Genomic DNA, 12,879 nt, shown 5'->3' with positions numbered 1-12,879 from the left:
ATTTGCATCGCATCGCTCGACAGTAGTGCCAGAGCTCAGCCTGGCGGCTCATCCGCTGCTGTCGAATGGGTTATACTGACCTGTATCAGGGGAGAATATTGCAAGGAATAAAATATGGCCAGTACGGTATTGGTGACTGGTGGTGCTGGCTATATAGGCAGTCACGCCTGTGTCGCATTGATTGAGTCCGGGTATGACGTGGTAGTGCTCGATAACCTGTGCAACAGCAGCCAGGTAGCAATGCAGCGCGTGCAGGACATCTGTGGGAAACCCGTTAGTTTCAAGCGCGGTGACATACGCGATCGGGCGTGCCTGGATCAGCTATTCAGAGAGCACCAGATTGATGCAGTGCTGCATTTCGCCGGGCTTAAGGCAGTAGGTGAATCGGTCGAGCAGCCGCTGCAGTACTACGATAACAACGTGGCCGGTTCGCTGGTTCTACTGGCTGCGATGCAGCAGGCCGGTGTGCGCAATCTGGTATTTTCATCGTCTGCAACCGTCTATGGAGACCCTGTTACGGTACCCATTCGGGAGGATTTCGCGGTGGGCCCCACCAACCCCTATGGCCGTACCAAGCTGATGGTGGAAGATATTCTGGCCGACTGGCACGTGGCGAATCCCGATTGGAGTATTGTGCGATTGCGGTATTTCAATCCAGTCGGCGCACACGCGAGCGGGCGTATAGGGGAGGACCCGCAGGGCACCCCCAATAACCTGATGCCATTTGTCGCGCAGGTGGCGGTTGGCAAGCGCGAGAAGCTGTTTGTGTTTGGCGATGACTATGCAACACCCGATGGCACCGGCGTTCGCGACTATATTCATGTAATGGACCTGGTCGAAGGACATGTTGTTGCGCTGGACTACATCCGCCGCGAATGCGGCTTGCATACGATCAATCTCGGCACCGGCAATGGCGTATCAGTGCTGGAGATGGTAGGGGCGTTTGAGCGAGTCAGTGGCCGGCCGGTGCCATATGAAATTGTGGATCGTCGCCCAGGTGATATAGCCACCTGCTGGGCGGACCCTGCGCTGGCACAGGACTTATTGCAATGGAAGGCTTTGCGTGATCTGACGCAAATGTGTGAGGATGCGTGGCGATGGCAATCGGGTAACCCCAGGGGATACGCCTGATTTCAAGCAAAAAATTCTCCTGCGATACCGCTTCTGCTTCGATGAATACCCCCCAGGCGAAAATACCCCCTGAAATTGCAGGTGCTGGATGATGGATTTTACACTCGTGAAATTACTTTCGCTGCTGATTTATCCGCTGAGCCTGAGCCTGCTTCTGGCTGTGGTGGCGCTGGTGTTTTCGCGGTTGCAGTGGACGAGATGCAGTTTCTATACATTGGTAGTGGCCTTTGGTTGGCTGTATTTGTGTTCCACCTCGCTGTTTGCAAACTTCATTACAGGGACATTGGAGCGCGGGTTTGTACCACGGGCCATGTCCGTTATTGCGCCTGCCGATGCAATCGTGTTGCTCGGCGGGGCCATGCGCGGGGATACGCATATGAGCACGCTGGCCGATCTCAATCAGCACGCTGATAGGCTGGTGTACTCGGTCGCCCTTTTCAAAGCTGGCAAGGCTCCGTTGATTGTATTGACCGGAGGCGGCGTCGATGGCTCACGCACGGAAGCCGAGCAGATGAAAGACCTGCTCGAGGTGATGGGTGTTCCCGATCAGTATGTATTGCTGGAAAACGAAAGTCGCAATACTCACGACAACGCGGTGTACACTGCGCAAATCCTCAAAGCCCGGGGCATGGAACGGATACTGCTGGTCACCTCGGCCTACCATATGCGCCGTTCGCTGGCCCTGTTTGAGGCCCAGGGCCTGGACGTCGTGCCCGCGCCGACTGATTACCAGCGGTTGGTCACGCCGCAGATACTGCCGGGGTGGCTGCCGACCGTGAGTAATCTCCACCAGAGTACTGATGCGCTGCATGAAATCGTCGGCTATTGGGTGTATCGCTGGCGCGGCTGGCTGTGAACCCCCGCAATTTGGTGCCCCCCTTGATCGATAATGCGATTGCGGCAAAAAGGGTGCCCTGGCCTGGGCCGGCCAGGACACCAAGTGGTCGGCAGTGGTAACTGGCGACGGGTTGGCCAGTGCCACTGCTGGCGACCATGCTCAGAGGGAGTGCTTCAGCTTGTATTCGCTGTAGCTGACGCCGGTCCAGCGACGAAAAGCTCGGTAAAAGCTGTTGACCTCCAGATAGCCCAATTCATCCGCGAGGCACTTTCCGGGTCGCCACATCTTGCGCAGCACCTGTTCGCAGCGATACTGCCGCGCGCGATCCAGTAAGAACTGGTAGCAGGTATGGTCTGCGCGCAAGCGTCGGCGCAGGGTGGTACTGCTCATACCCAGCGACTCGGCAACAGAGTCTGCCCGAAGCCGGGCAAGATCGCCGCCGAGCAGGATTTGCAGCACGCGGTCAGTGGTGCGGGAAAGAGCCAGATAAGCGGGTTTTTCGGGTGGTGGAAGGGTGTCATCCCAACCGTTGTTCGACAGGAGTGAGTGATCCATAGCCATAACATCCTTGTTGTGGTTTTTAGATACATGTGCCGTCTGGCCTGTTTGCTTTCGGTGCAGAAAACTTCATGTGAAGGTCTGTGCCTGCCAGCGGTCTAATTAAAAATAGCACACATTCTGCGATGTAAAAGCGCTTGCAGGCAGATGCCCGCATTTGGTTATTTTGTGTGTGAGAAAGCCGGAGATGGAAGTGGGCAATCCATGACTGCCGCAATGCTAACGATGATCTCCCACTCAACAGCACTCAGAACACCATCGCTGCCGGCGGCCAGTGTCATGGCTTTGAGCAGTCGCGGCTTCAGCAGGGGATAGCAATCTGCCAGAGTGTGTACAGCGCGGGAAAACGCCTTGATACTGCAGTCTTCGGGCGGCAGCAGTGTGATTTGGGTTAGTCCCAGCGTATCAGCACCCAACCGAAATACTGTCTCTGGCTCGCCGCTGCCGGCATGGGCCAGTAGCGACAGTACCGACCGCACAGGCGATACCACCTGTTGCACTTTGCGATAACGTGCCCGACTGGGATTTGTCCGCACAAATTCGGGGTCGAGGTAGTGCCGCACCAGTTGATACAGGCACCATTCATGCAGCGCGATATGCTTGTCGGCCTGGATTAGCTGTAACAGGCAGCGTTTGAAAACCTTGTACTGCTCTGCAGACATGGCCTTGAGTGCTGGCAGGCACAGTTCAAGCAGCGGCAGCCGGCGGGGGGCGCCCAGCGCTTGAACACCGGGCTGCAGAGTGTGTGTCAGGAGTTCCAGGCCGGCAATATCCGTCTCGGCAATAATGTCCAGCTGTGCCTGATGCGTCGCCGGATCCTCGTCTACCAGCAGCGCGAACACCAGCGCCTGCGCACCCAGCGGCTCGTGACTGTGTTGTACATACACCAGTGGAATGTCCTGCTTTGCGGCCGTTTCCCGCTCCAGTTGATCCGGGTCGGATTGAAAATCCGCGTCTTCCTGTGAGTCCGTTTCGGGGGCATCAGCCACTGCCCCGGCGATGGCGGCGGCCACGATGGCAGCGCGTCCCACGCCGACCTCTGCCGCCGCACTTTTCTGCTGCCAGTTGTAGCGTGAGGGTTTGCGCTTGATGTACTGGCCGTCCCATTGCGGGTCTACCCGCAGAATGCGCTCCCGCAGTGGCGGGTGGGTGGCAAATACCTGCCAGAGTCTGTGCGTGATCTGCCCGAAAAAAATATGCGACATCTCGGTGGCGCGAGCGGCATGTACGAGGGTCCCGGGTATATATCCACCAATCACTTTCAGTGCGCTGCCAATACCGTCTGCGCTGCGTGTAAACTGCACAGCACTGGCATCCGCCAGATACTCTTTCTGGCGCGAAATAGCGGCTTTAATAAAGCCGGCTGCTAGACCGCCGAGTAGACCAAACAGCCAGAGTGCGAGGCCCAACAAGGGCAGAGCGCTGCCCCCGCGTTTACTGCTATCACCAGAGCGAATACGGGTGCCGCTGCGGAGCAACAGTTGGCCGACATCGCCGATGAATGTGATGCCCTTGAGCACGGCGGCCAGGCGTATATTCAGGCGCATATCGCCGTTGAGTATGTGGCTGAATTCGTGGGCGATCACACCCTGCAATTCGTGGCGCTTGAGGTGCTCTATCGCTCCGCGGGTAACCGCTACCACTGCATCAGCGGGAGTAATACCGGCGGCGAATGCGTTGATACCGCGTTCGTCGTTCAGCACATACACCGGTGGCACTGGCATATTGGCCGCCAGTGCCATCTCCTCAACGACATTGAGGCAGCGGCGTTCCGCTGTGTCCCTGGACTGCGGCAGAATGCGCGTGCCCCCCATGCCCTCCGCTACCCTTTTGCCGCCGGTAGAAAGGCGTACCCACATGACCAGTACGACGAGGGCAATCGTGCTGGTGATGGCCAGCCCGATAGTGCCGAACCGCTTCCAACTGAAGTAGGAGAAAAAGCCGGACAGTCCTGCGCGGCTACCGCTGTATATATTGTAATCCTGGCTGAAGAACAGATACGCCGCAACAAAGGCGTTCGCCAGCAGTACCAGTCCGAGCACGGCCAGCAAAAACAGAACGATCAGCCAGCGCGTGTTGCGCCGGGCGAGGTCCTGCTGCGCAAAGAAGTCCATCTGATGGGCGGGTCAGTGCTTTAGAAGGAAACCTTGGGCGGCGTTTGAATTTGCGGCGAGTCGTCGAACTCCAGCAGTGTGGCATCCTCCGGGTGGCCGAATTTTGCCGCAAAAAAAACGGGCGGGAAGCTCTGCCGGTAGATATTGTAAGCCATCACCGCATCGTTGAAGCCCTGACGAGCAAACGCCACCCGGTTTTCTGTGGTGGTTATCTCCTCAGACAATTGCAGCATATTTTCATTGGCCTTTAAGTCCGGGTAGGCCTCCATCGTGACATTCAGTTTCCCCAACGCGCCCTGCAGTGAGCCCTCGGCTACAGCCAGTTTGCCAAGCTCACTGGAGCTGACATTGCCATTGGCCATTGCCTTCAGTATTGCCGCTGCATCGTTGCGCGCGGTGATTACCGCATCCAGCGTCTCGCGTTCATGGGCCATGTAAGCCTTGGCGGTTTCCACCAGGTTGGGTATCAGGTCGTAACGCCGTTTCAGTTGTACTTCGATCTGCGAAAACGCGTTGAGGTAGCGGTTTTTCAGCGTCACCAGTGAGTTGTAGATGGTGACAATGTAGATGACCAGCCCCAGTAGCACCAGCCAGAATATGATGGTAGATATCTCCATAAAACGTTTCCCCGATTGCGCTTCTGTTTATAGGTGATCAGCCTGCTACTTACGAGGCTTCCTGCAGCGTTATTAGACCACGTTTGCTGGCATCTGCAAGCAGGGCTTCCAGATCATCCTGCAGTTGCGCTCCCTCTACATCATATTCATCCAGCAGGGTGTTGTAGATGGTGAGCACATCAGCGCCCTCGCGGATCAGGTGCCAGATGCGGGTGCCCACGGCATCCAGGCCAAAGTAGCACTCGCTCTCGAGATCCAGTATCAGTGTCTCGCCGGAGAGTTCCTGGGAAATGACCTTCGGTGACAATGTAATGACTTGATTGAGGTTCATTTGGCTGTCCGCCGGATTAATACTGCGTAGTGAAGTAATTCACCGTTAGCCTGTGGGATCAAGATTACCTCCGCACAATGGGTTTATTGCCGGTTCATTGAGCAAGCATAGGTTACTGCACCGGAATCCGAAAGTCTGGGTTAACGGAGCGTCAAAGCTCGGCGAATTGCCTCTCGATGAACAACCTTGCCATTTCCTTGGCTCTCACCGCTGCCTGCTTGTCGCCTATTACGTGTGCGTAAACGATGGCGCCCTCCATCAGCATATTAATCTCGTGCGAGAGCGCGACCGCATCCTTTGCGCCGGACAATTCCGCCTGCTGGCAAATGTAATCCGCGACCAGTCGCTTATGCTCCGCGCAGATCATGTGGCTCGGATGCTCAGCATCGGCAAATTCGGCCGCCGCGTTAATAAACATACAGCCGCTAAAACTTTCTTCATGGAACCAGTCGGTCAGAAAATCAAATATCGCGAACAATCTGTCGCGTGGCCGGGATGCCCGGCGTTCGGTCTCACGCATCATTTTATTACGGAATAACTCATCCCGCTTGCGCAAGGTGGCCAATATAAGCTCGTCTTTGGTCCTGAAGTGGCTGTACAAGGTTTTCTTGGAAACCCCTGCCTCGGTAATGATCTTGTCCACACCGGTGGCATTGAATCCGTGACGGTAAAACAGCTTCAGTGCCCCATCGACGATCTGGTCTCGCTTGGAAGGTGATGGCATTCGTTGTCTCTCTATAAAATATACCGATCAGTATACTTAAAGTAGAGCGAGTCACAACCGGCCAGATGGTGTGATCCCAGAATAGCTCCAATATGGCATCAAAAATTTCAAAAAAATGCACGCACGCCTGTTGACAAGGTATACAGATCTGTCTATCTTGAGCTCCAAGATAAACAGATCGGTTTACTTGGAGAGGGAGTCAATGATTGAACAAATTAAGCCCCCATTCACTCGAGAGAGTGCTTTGGCAAAGGTTAAGCGAGGAGAGGAGCTTTGGAATACGCGTGATCCGGACAAGGTTTCTTTAGCCTACACCGAGAGTTCGAAGTGGCGTAATCGCAACGAATTTTTCCAGGGAAGAGAGATGATCAAGGCTTTTCTGCAACGCAAGTGGCAACGGGAACTGGATTATCGCTTGCGCAAGGAGTTGTTCACCTTCGATGGCAACCGGATCGCAGTGCATTTCTGCTACGAATACCGAGATGACAGTGGCCAGTGGTTTCGTGCTTATGGCAATGAGCACTGGAGCTTTGATCAGGATGGTCTGATGAGCGAGCGCGATGCCAGTATCAACGAGGCACCAATCCGCGAAGATCAGCGATGGTTACATTCGTGAGTCAGTTCTACAACAAACGTCGACTAGAAAACGGGAGGTGATGCAATCGCTTTATCTGGACCTTGTTCAAACTGTCGGTGGCACGTATCTGCCGGCACGCAATACCAACACTTATCGAACTATTTAAGCAAGTACTAAGGAGATATAGAACATGACACTATTTCAATCAATCAAGCGTTTTGCCGCAGTTGTAGCGGTGGCAATCTCGTCGGGCAGTTTCGCAGCCGACGTGCAGGTTAATACTGATCGCAATGACCTCGCGATACAGGGATACGATACCGTATCGTACTTTTCTGAATCCGGTCCGGTGAGGGGTAACCCCGAATACAGTGCTTCATACAGGGATGCAATCTATCACTTCGCGTCTGCTGAGAATCGCGACGCCTTCCGTGCTGATCCAGCAAAGTACACGCCACAGTTCGGCGGATACTGCGCAATGGGTGTTGCGCTGAACAAAAAGCTGGATGTGGATCCTCTGGCCTGGCGTGTCGTAGATGGAAAGTTATACCTGAATCTGAACAAGCAGGTGCAAGCCAAGTGGCTCGAAGACGTGCCGGGCAACATTGCCACTGCAGATCGCAACTGGTTTGGCATCCACAACCTGACGGTAGCTCAGCTTGATGATGAGTAACTGAGACTCGTCCATGTTGGCCTTCGAGGATCCGGTTGATGAGAGGTGATCTGGCTTCCCACCTTCCCCCCACCAGACCCGCTTTTCAGGATCCTCGGGGCCCTTTTTAAAATAGCTTTATACAAAGGAGTACATACAGATGAACAAGAAACTAATTGCAACTACGGCTCTGGCCGCATCTCTCGCAACCTTGGCAGTTGCCCCTGTGAGTGCCGCAGGAAAAGAAAAATGCTATGGCATAGCCGGCATTGGCCAGAATGATTGCGGCAATCTTGCAGGGACACACTCCTGCGCCGGTCAGTCTACTGTCGACAAGGACCCTGGTGAATGGAAGCTTGTTGATGAAGGCACCTGCGAAAGTCTTGGCGGTATGCTGAAGGAGGAAGCCAAGGCTCGTTATAACGCGGGCGCGCAAGCGGCTACCCCGTAAAACCCTGCCCTGCTCTGCCGTACGAGGCGCTACAGCGTCTCAAACAAGAGTGGGGAGGCCACTGTTCGGTACGCGTTTTTAACGTCAGAACAGTGGCCTTTCAACGAGAACTGTTACAGATAGATTTGGAGGAGAGCTGCAGTGTCCACTATTCGCCAGACAGCATTACCGAAAGTCGGCGTAGGGCTACGCCACGCGCACTATGAGTCGGCCTTGTCCGGAGCTGCAGATATCGATTTTGTGGAGGTGCACACGGAAAACTTCGCGATGGATGGCGGTGCCAATCTCGCGGTACTAGAGCGGGCACGCGATCTCTACGATGTCAGTTTGCATTGTACTGCTCTGGGTTTGGGCTCTGCGGTCGGGATATCGGATGCTGCAGTGCGAAGGCTTTCCGAAATAACCCGGCGCTTCGATCCCATGCTGGTATCCGACCACCTGTGTTTCTGTTGGGTGGACATTGGCGGAGCACGCACGCACGCGGGCGATCTGTTGCCGGTTCAACGCACGCGAGAGTCACTCGAGGTGTTGGCGTGCAATATTGATCGCGTGCAGCAGTCCATCGGCCGTCCACTGCTGGTGGAGAATATTTCTGTCTATGTAGATGAGCCAGGGCACGATCAAAGCGAAACGGAGTTTCTGTGCTCGGTGGTAGAGAAAACGGGTTGCGGGCTTCTGGTAGATATCAACAACCTGCTGGTAAATGCTCACAACCAGGGAAGACTTGCGCCAGAAGAGTACGTCTCATCGTGGTTAGATCAGGTACCTGACGACGCAGTCGGAGAAATTCATCTGGCGGGATATTCACCTGTGGCCCCTGGAGAGATTGCCGTAGATGATCACGGCGCGCCGGTTTCTGCAGCTGCATGGCGCTTGTATGAACACGCGCTTGGTCGGTTTGGCAATGTACCAACGCTGATTGAGTGGGATACAGGTTTGCCGGATTGGAGCACATTACATAATGAAGCGATGCGCGCCAGATATATCGGTAGCAAAGTGTTGGGAGTGTTGGAGTAGGTCGTGAAAACTGAGATCCAGGTAGGCCATTTGAGACTGGCAAGACAGCAGTCACTGTTTGCGTCGAGAATTTTAGGTGCGCCTGAGAAATGCGGGCCCTTCAAAAATGGGGAGGGATTTGCCGTTTACTATCGCAACCTCCTTGCCATGGCCGAGTCCGCGCTAAGCACTACGTTTCCCACTTTACGCCGCTTGACGGGGTACAGTGACTTTCAATTCCTTGTAAAAGAATTGCTAAAGAGCCACCCGCCCACTCTCGGAGATTGGGGCGAGTGGGGAGATGGGCTTCCTCAGCTAATCGAGCGCACAACTCTGGCTAGAGACTATTCATTCATTGCCCCTGTTGCCGAACTTGACTGGCTGCGTCACCGGGCTAATCGGGCCGCTGACAATCGGTTTGATCAATCAACGGCTCAGCTACTGCAGTCAAGACATCTAGATGATGTCGGTATCGAGATTGCCGGGCACGCCGGTCTGATCAGTTCGGTCTATCCGTTGCTGGAAATACTTGATTGGCATTCGGCCCCGGGCATCGACAGCGCGAAATTGCAGGTATCAGAGCAACCTCGCCCGGTACTCGTGTACCGCCGCGAATTTCGCGTCGAGCAGTTATACATGGACAGCACTCAGCACCTCTTCATTCGTGGGCTTAAGGCCGGTCGATCAGTAGGTGCCCTGCTAGACGAGCTGGCCGCAGAGGACTTCGACTTTCCGTCCTGGATTGAGTGGGCGATCAAGCAAAACCTAATCAAGCGTTTTTATGTTCTAAAGGAGGCTTAACATGCAACTTACATTTCGATCAATTTCAAAGCACTACTACCGGCTCTCCGATTTGCTGGAGAATACGTCGTTCATTGCCCAGGCGGCAGCCCGCCTATACCTCGCGTGGGTATTTTTCAACGCGGGTTTAACCAAGATACGGGATTGGGACACCACACTTTTCCTCTTCGAGTACGAGTACAATGTACCCCTATTACCCGTTGAAATCGCGGCGTATCTGGCCACGGCGGGCGAGATAGTGTTGCCAGTTCTGTTGGTGGCCGGGTTGGCCAGCCGCTTTGCGGCTGCCGGCTTGTTCGTAATCAACACCGTTGCCGTGATTAGTCTGGAAGATATCGCTCCCGCAGCGCTCTATCTCCATTACATATGGGGCATCCTGTTGCTGCAGGTGTTTATCTGGGGGAGCGGCCTGTTGTCATTCGACCGCTGGACTTCGCGCGTCGACTAGTACAGAGGGCGCTAGCTTGGCGGGCGTCCGACACTATGCCCGCCGATGGTGGATTGAGGGCCATAAGACTTCGATAGATGGGTGTGTAGAGCCGCCTGGTATATGCATTCCGCGAGTTTGGAAAGAGGAGCAATATGATCAGTTTTAAGAATTCAGGTATAGCCGCCGCTTCTCAGAGGCAATTTTTGCCGAGTGAGTTCGAACTACAAACGTCCATTTGTGCCCTGATGGTGGTGGAGGAGCGAGACGTCTGGGAGCTGCATTCCCGTCCCACCAAGGACAGTGCCTTATTTTGCTACTCGCTCGCTCCTGGCTCGACATTCGCTTCCGGTGCCGGGAGGCAAATCGGCTGTTGATTGACGATATTGCGGCTATCACAATTGAGGAGGGTCGAACCTGTTGTGCCCAGTATTTCTCCGCTCCATACGCCGTTGGCGACAGACGCGGAAAGAAAGCCAAATTTTCGCATGGCATTCCCCTGGGCCTGCTCCCCGTCAACGGTTTCGACGAACGCCTCCTTCGCCGGGTGATGGCTGAGTTTGACGCCACTATTGCCAATCACGATCTGTGGAGGGCGTGCACTGTCCTGAAGGAAGCTCAGTGATTCGAAAATATGCATATGCCCGGCAAGCGATAATTGAACACTTGCTGGTAGTGCACCGGTGGCAGTGTTGGCCAATGCTGTTTGCAGCATCTGGTTTAGCGTTGGCTCATCTTTTTTCTGATAGCCCCAGGTCGGCCGGTGGCTCATAACCCAGGTGGTGTTTTTTACTGTGCTGGCAAGTGCTTCATACTGTGCCTGATACTGGGAAGTGAGCGCATTGGTAGCCAGGGCATCGCAGGCATTGGCCGAATCCATTACCCAGACATCGATACTACCCAAAGACAGCATGTACGGCGGGATCATGATGATGTGCTGTTCTGCAGTAGCTGGTGGCGCGTCGAAGTTGCCCTGATCGGGACATTGCATCTGCACTTGGCCCGCACCGGGCAGGTCTGAACCGGGGCCAAAAAAGTAGAACCAGCCCGGCCCGGCGCGACTGCATAGTTCGTGGTTGCCGCGTGCGAAAACCCAGGGTGCTTTTGGTAGCAGCTTGTGCGCCGCATCAAAAAAATCAGCCTGCCAGTTTGGCCAGGCGTCGGGCCTTGGGCTGTTCGCTGCATTCTGGCTGTAGTAAGTCTCCTGCAGGCCGCAGGTGCTGCCGCCAGAATTATCATCTCCCGCGTCGTAGGCATAGATATTGTCTGTGATGGCGCCCGATGTGCCGCGGTAGTTAAAGTCACCCATATGCAGAATCACATTCGGCGCTTGCTCTGCACCGAGGTTCGCCAGTGCTTGAAACTGGGTGGAAGGCCCTGTGCCTGGGCAATCCGATGACTCGCAGCCGGAGTCACCATACACTTGCACAAGGGATGCGGTGAGCGTCACTGCATCAAGGCTCATAGTAGTACCCAACCCAGTGTAGGAAACACCTTCGGCCATCACTGCCTCGCAAACCGTTACGGGAAAACTGGCTGAACTGGTTACTGAGTTCGGATACATCTGCCGCAAGCGTGTTGTCAGCGCAGAGCCATCACTGCCTCTCAGCTCCGGGCAGGACTGGTTTTTTGCATCCATCACAATGCGTGCATAGATTATCGTGCTGCCATTCTGGCCGGGTGCAAGCATGCTGTAGGCGTAGGTGTTGGTAGCCGCGCTGTCATCGTGTGACGAGCAGCCGGCGCAGCCTGTCACAATCAACAGAGCCAGGCTTGCCAGAAACAACAGCGATCTATTTGGAGTTTGAAAGGAGGGGAGTTTCATCGGGCCGCTCTCGCCGCAGTATCAAAGTATGTCTATCACGGCGCCAATCAACCCGCCGAACAGCAGGATCTGCGCGGGGAGGAAACTCAGGCCAAATCCGAGGCTGCGGGATTTAGGGTCTGCAACGTAGCCTCTCAAGTACAGGAAGCGCCCGATAATAAAGACGACACCTAATACTGCGGCGATATCGGCACTGACATAGTGAGCAAACATCCACATGCCCGGCACGAACAATACCAGAAGCTCAAGCGTATTCTGCTGGACCCGATAATAGCGCTCAAAAATCGGATCACCCGATACCGCCGGCGCAGAGACACCGTACTTACCTCGCGCCCAGCCCACCAGCATGGCAAATACCGAGTACTCAATCAGGGTCAAAGCAATAACGATGGTGACCAGTTCCATATTCATCTCCTTATAGTAAAAAAAACAGGATACCACTTGTTAGAGACCTGTGACTCTACCAATGCGCAGTGCTGATAGATAGTGTGAAGGACGCCGGTGGGCGACGAGTCGTGCGGCCATCAACATGCGTTCGGGAAACTCCCGCTGTGGAGGGCCGTCTGGAGGCATAGTTCTGCAGGCTGCTAGTCTATGAATTCTCGACTACACCGTGCTCTCCGGTCACTGCGCACTTGTTCGCCGGGCTTACTGATGTTGCCTACTGCGCTGCGTGCACAACCGATAGGCAGCACTGTGAGCTGTAGTGAAAGCAGTGCGGCAAGTTGTAGCGGATAGTGGCGAGGGGGTCAGCCCTCTGGTGCTCGCGATGTCTTTCCCTTTCACCGGGTAGGCGCTTACGATGATTCCTATTCGAATCCAGTTACGCCCCGCTAGTTC

At 54.9% G+C, this 12,879-nt stretch carries 15 protein-coding genes; 8 read left to right on the top strand and 7 right to left on the bottom strand.

Annotated elements, in window-relative coordinates; genetic code table 11:
- The first annotated feature begins 114 nt into the window (after nt 1-114).
- Together galE and AC0L6S_RS13460 are read left to right on the top strand one after the other, a co-directional pair.
- Nucleotides 115-1,131, top strand: coding sequence for a UDP-glucose 4-epimerase GalE (gene galE / locus AC0L6S_RS13465; RefSeq protein WP_473424511.1), 1,017 nt, complete (start codon nt 115-117; stop codon nt 1,129-1,131).
- A gap of 106 nt (nt 1,132-1,237) precedes the next feature.
- Nucleotides 1,238-1,987 carry a YdcF family protein gene (locus AC0L6S_RS13460; RefSeq protein ID WP_473424510.1) on the top strand — a complete coding sequence of 250 codons (750 nt, stop codon included), beginning with the start codon at nt 1,238-1,240 and terminating at the stop codon, nt 1,985-1,987.
- Between the two features lie 141 nt (nt 1,988-2,128).
- Here the strand turns inward: AC0L6S_RS13460 and AC0L6S_RS13455 are convergent, their stop codons facing one another.
- From AC0L6S_RS13455 to AC0L6S_RS13435, 5 genes are all read right to left on the bottom strand, one after another.
- Nucleotides 2,129-2,524 (bottom strand): helix-turn-helix domain-containing protein, encoded by a 396-nt coding sequence (locus AC0L6S_RS13455; protein ID WP_473424509.1) that lies wholly within the window; start codon nt 2,522-2,524, stop codon nt 2,129-2,131.
- 164 nt (nt 2,525-2,688) lie between these two features.
- On the bottom strand, nt 2,689-4,641 hold the full coding sequence (locus tag AC0L6S_RS13450; RefSeq protein WP_473424508.1) for a M48 family metallopeptidase: 1,953 nt from the start codon (nt 4,639-4,641) through the stop codon (nt 2,689-2,691).
- A gap of 20 nt (nt 4,642-4,661) precedes the next feature.
- Nucleotides 4,662-5,258, bottom strand: a complete 597-nt coding sequence (locus tag AC0L6S_RS13445; RefSeq protein WP_473424507.1) for a LemA family protein — start codon at nt 5,256-5,258, stop codon at nt 4,662-4,664.
- A gap of 49 nt (nt 5,259-5,307) precedes the next feature.
- Nucleotides 5,308-5,589 (bottom strand): PqqD family protein, encoded by a 282-nt coding sequence (locus tag AC0L6S_RS13440; protein ID WP_473424506.1) that lies wholly within the window; start codon nt 5,587-5,589, stop codon nt 5,308-5,310.
- A 151-nt stretch (nt 5,590-5,740) separates the two neighbouring features.
- Nucleotides 5,741-6,313: a TetR/AcrR family transcriptional regulator gene (locus tag AC0L6S_RS13435; RefSeq protein WP_473424505.1), complete on the bottom strand. Its 573-nt coding sequence runs from the start codon at nt 6,311-6,313 to the stop codon at nt 5,741-5,743.
- A gap of 202 nt (nt 6,314-6,515) precedes the next feature.
- Between AC0L6S_RS13435 and AC0L6S_RS13430 the strand changes: the two genes are divergently transcribed.
- From AC0L6S_RS13430 to AC0L6S_RS13405, 6 genes are all read left to right on the top strand, one after another.
- Nucleotides 6,516-6,929 (top strand): nuclear transport factor 2 family protein, encoded by a 414-nt coding sequence (locus AC0L6S_RS13430; protein WP_473424504.1) that lies wholly within the window; start codon nt 6,516-6,518, stop codon nt 6,927-6,929.
- A 151-nt stretch (nt 6,930-7,080) separates the two neighbouring features.
- Complete coding sequence (locus AC0L6S_RS13425) at nt 7,081-7,560, top strand: YHS domain-containing (seleno)protein (protein WP_473424503.1); 480 nt, start codon at nt 7,081-7,083, stop codon at nt 7,558-7,560.
- Nucleotides 7,561-7,699: 139 nt separating this feature from the next.
- Complete coding sequence (locus AC0L6S_RS13420; RefSeq protein WP_473424502.1) at nt 7,700-7,990, top strand: BufA1 family periplasmic bufferin-type metallophore; 291 nt, start codon at nt 7,700-7,702, stop codon at nt 7,988-7,990.
- Between the two features lie 141 nt (nt 7,991-8,131).
- On the top strand, nt 8,132-9,007 hold the full coding sequence (locus tag AC0L6S_RS13415) for an MbnB/TglH/ChrH family RiPP precursor modification enzyme (protein ID WP_473424501.1): 876 nt from the start codon (nt 8,132-8,134) through the stop codon (nt 9,005-9,007).
- A 3-nt stretch (nt 9,008-9,010) separates the two neighbouring features.
- Nucleotides 9,011-9,787 (top strand): HvfC/BufC family peptide modification chaperone, encoded by a 777-nt coding sequence (locus tag AC0L6S_RS13410; RefSeq protein ID WP_473424500.1) that lies wholly within the window; start codon nt 9,011-9,013, stop codon nt 9,785-9,787.
- A gap of 1 nt (nt 9,788) precedes the next feature.
- Nucleotides 9,789-10,235, top strand: coding sequence for a DoxX family protein (locus AC0L6S_RS13405; RefSeq protein WP_473424498.1), 447 nt, complete (start codon nt 9,789-9,791; stop codon nt 10,233-10,235).
- 295 nt (nt 10,236-10,530) lie between these two features.
- Here AC0L6S_RS13405 and AC0L6S_RS13400 read toward each other — a convergent pair whose 3' ends face one another.
- Nucleotides 10,531-12,039, bottom strand: coding sequence for a metallophosphoesterase (locus AC0L6S_RS13400; protein ID WP_473424497.1), 1,509 nt, complete (start codon nt 12,037-12,039; stop codon nt 10,531-10,533).
- A gap of 21 nt (nt 12,040-12,060) precedes the next feature.
- On the bottom strand, nt 12,061-12,444 hold the full coding sequence (locus AC0L6S_RS13395) for an MAPEG family protein (protein ID WP_473424496.1): 384 nt from the start codon (nt 12,442-12,444) through the stop codon (nt 12,061-12,063).
- Between the last annotated feature and the right edge of the window lie 435 nt (nt 12,445-12,879).

It is taken from the genome of Halioglobus sp. D3-4 (assembly GCF_055809315.1).
This window is presented reverse-complemented; position numbering and strand designations above follow the sequence as displayed.

What these genes read in the sequence shown, in the direction of transcription:
- galE (WP_473424511.1), top strand. Translation starts at nt 115, where the DNA reads ATGGCCAGTACGGTATTGGTGACTGGTGGTGCTGGCTATATAGGCAGT.
- AC0L6S_RS13455 (WP_473424509.1), bottom strand. Translation starts at nt 2,524, where the DNA reads ATGGATCACTCACTCCTGTCGAACAACGGTTGGGATGACACCCTTCCA.
- AC0L6S_RS13450 (WP_473424508.1), bottom strand. Translation starts at nt 4,641, where the DNA reads ATGGACTTCTTTGCGCAGCAGGACCTCGCCCGGCGCAACACGCGCTGG.
- AC0L6S_RS13445 (WP_473424507.1), bottom strand. Translation starts at nt 5,258, where the DNA reads ATGGAGATATCTACCATCATATTCTGGCTGGTGCTACTGGGGCTGGTC.
- AC0L6S_RS13440 (WP_473424506.1), bottom strand. Translation starts at nt 5,589, where the DNA reads ATGAACCTCAATCAAGTCATTACATTGTCACCGAAGGTCATTTCCCAG.
- AC0L6S_RS13435 (WP_473424505.1), bottom strand. Translation starts at nt 6,313, where the DNA reads ATGCCATCACCTTCCAAGCGAGACCAGATCGTCGATGGGGCACTGAAG.
- AC0L6S_RS13430 (WP_473424504.1), top strand. Translation starts at nt 6,516, where the DNA reads ATGATTGAACAAATTAAGCCCCCATTCACTCGAGAGAGTGCTTTGGCA.
- AC0L6S_RS13425 (WP_473424503.1), top strand. Translation starts at nt 7,081, where the DNA reads ATGACACTATTTCAATCAATCAAGCGTTTTGCCGCAGTTGTAGCGGTG.
- AC0L6S_RS13420 (WP_473424502.1), top strand. Translation starts at nt 7,700, where the DNA reads ATGAACAAGAAACTAATTGCAACTACGGCTCTGGCCGCATCTCTCGCA.
- AC0L6S_RS13405 (WP_473424498.1), top strand. Translation starts at nt 9,789, where the DNA reads ATGCAACTTACATTTCGATCAATTTCAAAGCACTACTACCGGCTCTCC.
- AC0L6S_RS13400 (WP_473424497.1), bottom strand. Translation starts at nt 12,039, where the DNA reads ATGAAACTCCCCTCCTTTCAAACTCCAAATAGATCGCTGTTGTTTCTG.
- AC0L6S_RS13395 (WP_473424496.1), bottom strand. Translation starts at nt 12,444, where the DNA reads ATGGAACTGGTCACCATCGTTATTGCTTTGACCCTGATTGAGTACTCG.